We start from the raw sequence: 2,604 nt of genomic DNA on the forward strand, positions 1-2,604 counted from the left end.
AGCGGTTCCTTCCAGTCGCTCTTGCCGCCGCGCTTCTCGATCAGGCGCACCGATTCGATGCACGCGGTCGGGTCGAGCGGCTTGACCATGTCGTAGACGTTGAGCGCGCCGACGGCGGCGCCGGTCATCGCCTCGACCTCGACCCCTGTCCGCGCGATCGCCGCGACCTCGACGACGACCCGCACGCCCTCGCTCTCGATGCGGCAGTCGATCTCGCCGCGCTCGAGCGGGATCGGGTGGCAGAACGGCAGCAGCGACGGCGTGTTCTTGAGCGCGAGCAGCGCCGCCGCGCGCGTCACGTCGGCGAGGCTTCCCTTCGGGAGCGTCCCTTCACGGACGCGCGCGAGCGTCTCCGGCGCCACGCGCACGAACGCCTCGGCGCGGGCGGTGCGCAGCGAGGTCCTCTTGCGCGTGACGTCGATCACGGTCGGCCACCCCCAGCAGCCTGCTCGGCGGTGAGGCCGTCATTCTAGCCCGAGCCGTGGCTACCGGCCGTCGCCGGCCGGACAGCCTCGCTCGATCGGTCACGGCCCTTTCGGGTCCTCTCGCCCCGCCGCCGTGACGACCCGGATCTGTGCCGGCTCTCGGACGATGATCTCCGGCCGCCTGCGGTAGAGCTTGACCGTTCCGGTGACGCAGATCCGCTTCTCCCGGAAGGCCAGCTCGGGCGGCTCCGCGAACTTGCCGCGGTCTTCGCCCCAGATGACCGCGGTGAAAACATGATTCGGGAACGGCTTGTCGAGATTGATGAAGGTCGGCCGTCCATTGACGCGCTCCGCGTAGGTGACCGTCGCCACCTTGCCGCACACGGTCACCTTCTCGCCGACGTGCTCCGCCGCCTCGCCCGGGCTGATCACGCGGGGCGCCCCGGCCAGGCCGAACGAGATCCCCATGAGCATCGCCAGCGTGGCCGCGACTTTCCTCATCGTTGCCTCCTCTCGATTCCCAGCGCTGCAACACGACTCATCCTAACCGACGGGACCGAGGCGGCGGCACGATCCGAACCGGGATCGCAGCCCTCTACCTGGTGCCGGCGCGTCCTCGGTCACACCGGCGCGGAAGGCTCCTGCTGGCCGAAACCGGAAAGGCCGTCCCGTGATCGTTCCCGGCATCGAGCGGCGGGCTCACGGCAGCGCCCGATGCGGCGGGCCTCCGTGGCCGGCAACGCTCCGGTCCGCGATACCGTCCCGGCTCCAGGATCCGGTCAACGCTGACAGTCGCGACCGAGCCGGTGAATCCACCGTCCCGGAGGCTCGTCTCTTCTCCGGCGACACTCTTCCCCTCGATGCACGACACCCTCTTTCCGGACGGTTCCGGGCGGTCTCGCCGGCGGGCGCCGCAGGCACCGGGCCGGCCGTCCGCCGCGAGAGCCCGGCAGTTCTGCTCGATAGAGCGGGCAGGCGAGGTGCCGCAGAACGGTATGCAGTTGGCGGTTCTCGGCGAATGAACCGCATCGCCGGCACCCGGTACGGCGACGGCCGGTAGCAGCCCGCCGGCGATCGAGGGCTCGGTCATCGGCAACGGTCAAGGCCCTCGAGAAGACGGACGGCACGCCGACCGGTCAGGGAGAACGTGAGGCGTCGGTCGGGAAGGACCATCTCGTCGTCACCGACTGCCGCCCTCGAGAAACCGTCAAGGAGAACGAGCGTGAGAGCGTCATGTTCCGTCGGCCTCGTCCTCCTCGCGGCCAGCTCCGCGACGACGGCGGCCAGGCCCGACGCCGAGCTCGGCGTGCCGATCGAAGGAACCCTCGCCGAAGCGCAGGACTCGGCCGTCGACGATGCCGGGGAGCCGTGCGCCCTGGGCCGCGATGCCGCCGGCCGGAAGTCCGGAGGCGCGGAAGTACGCTCCCGGCGGCGATCGGTGAGGCTGTGCGCTCGGACCCGGTCGAATCGCGGGGACGGCCTCCGGTCGGATCGTCGTCTCCGGGGTCGGCTGGACCGAGGATTCCGGGAGCTCCGCTCGCCTTCTCGCCGGTAGGCGAGCTCGAGGGCGGGATCCTGCCGCCACGCGGGACGATCCTCCAGCTCGCGAGCTCGGATGGCGATCGGATCGCGGCCGGGACGCGCCGGCTGGACGAGGCCTTCCGCTTCGGCCCCACGTCGTCGACGCGGCGACCGGCACGATCGAATCCTCGGTGAGCGGCCTCGTCTTTGCGACAGGGTTCGGCACGCTCGACACGCAGCGCGCTGTCGACAAGGACGACCGCCGGCGCGGCCACAACGCCGCCCTGTCGGCTTCGCGGGGCCGGATCGTGGCGGGCGACTCGGGCCGGAAGAGCTCCGGCGTGTTCGATTCTCCGGGGTCACCCACGCTCGCCGGTGGCGCTGGCGGCGTTCTCGCCGCGGCCGCTGCCGGAGGCGCGGCTCGAGGAGGAACCGCAGGCTCGGAAGATGGCCGCCACCCGGGGGCGGATCGAGCGCCGGGACTCGACGTGCGGTCCCGACTCCGGTCTCGCCCTCGACGAGCAGGCGTGCACGGTGGTGACCGGGCGCGGGACCGCGGAGTCCGGAGGTTTCCGCAGCGAGATCGACGGCTCGTCCGGGACGACGGTGGACGGGCTCGTATCTCCCGGCGAACCCGACGACACGCTGGCGTTTTCTC

The 2,604-nt window shown here is 71.5% G+C and carries 4 protein-coding genes; 2 read left to right on the top strand and 2 right to left on the bottom strand.

The annotated features are described in order from the left end of the window. On the bottom strand, positions 1 to 425 hold a 425-nt coding region (gene moaC, locus D6718_08675; protein ID RMG45009.1), incomplete at its 3' end, for a cyclic pyranopterin monophosphate synthase MoaC. A gap of 99 nt (positions 426 to 524) precedes the next feature. Then, the gene (locus tag D6718_08680; GenBank protein ID RMG45010.1) at positions 525 to 926 is read right to left on the bottom strand and encodes a DNA-binding protein; all 402 of its coding nucleotides are present in this window, start codon (positions 924 to 926) and stop codon (positions 525 to 527) included. A 721-nt stretch (positions 927 to 1,647) separates the two neighbouring features. On the opposite strand from D6718_08680, the gene D6718_08685 reads away from it, so the two are divergent. Next, entirely contained in the window at positions 1,648 to 1,980 is a 333-nt protein-coding gene (locus D6718_08685; protein RMG45011.1) for a hypothetical protein, read from the top strand. Positions 1,981 to 2,321: 341 nt separating this feature from the next. After that, positions 2,322 to 2,604 (top strand): hypothetical protein (locus D6718_08690; GenBank protein RMG45012.1); only part of this gene is annotated, 283 nt, incomplete at its 3' end.

It is taken from the genome of Acidobacteriota bacterium, from assembly GCA_003696075.1.
Lineage (GTDB): Bacteria > Acidobacteriota > Polarisedimenticolia > J045 > J045 > J045.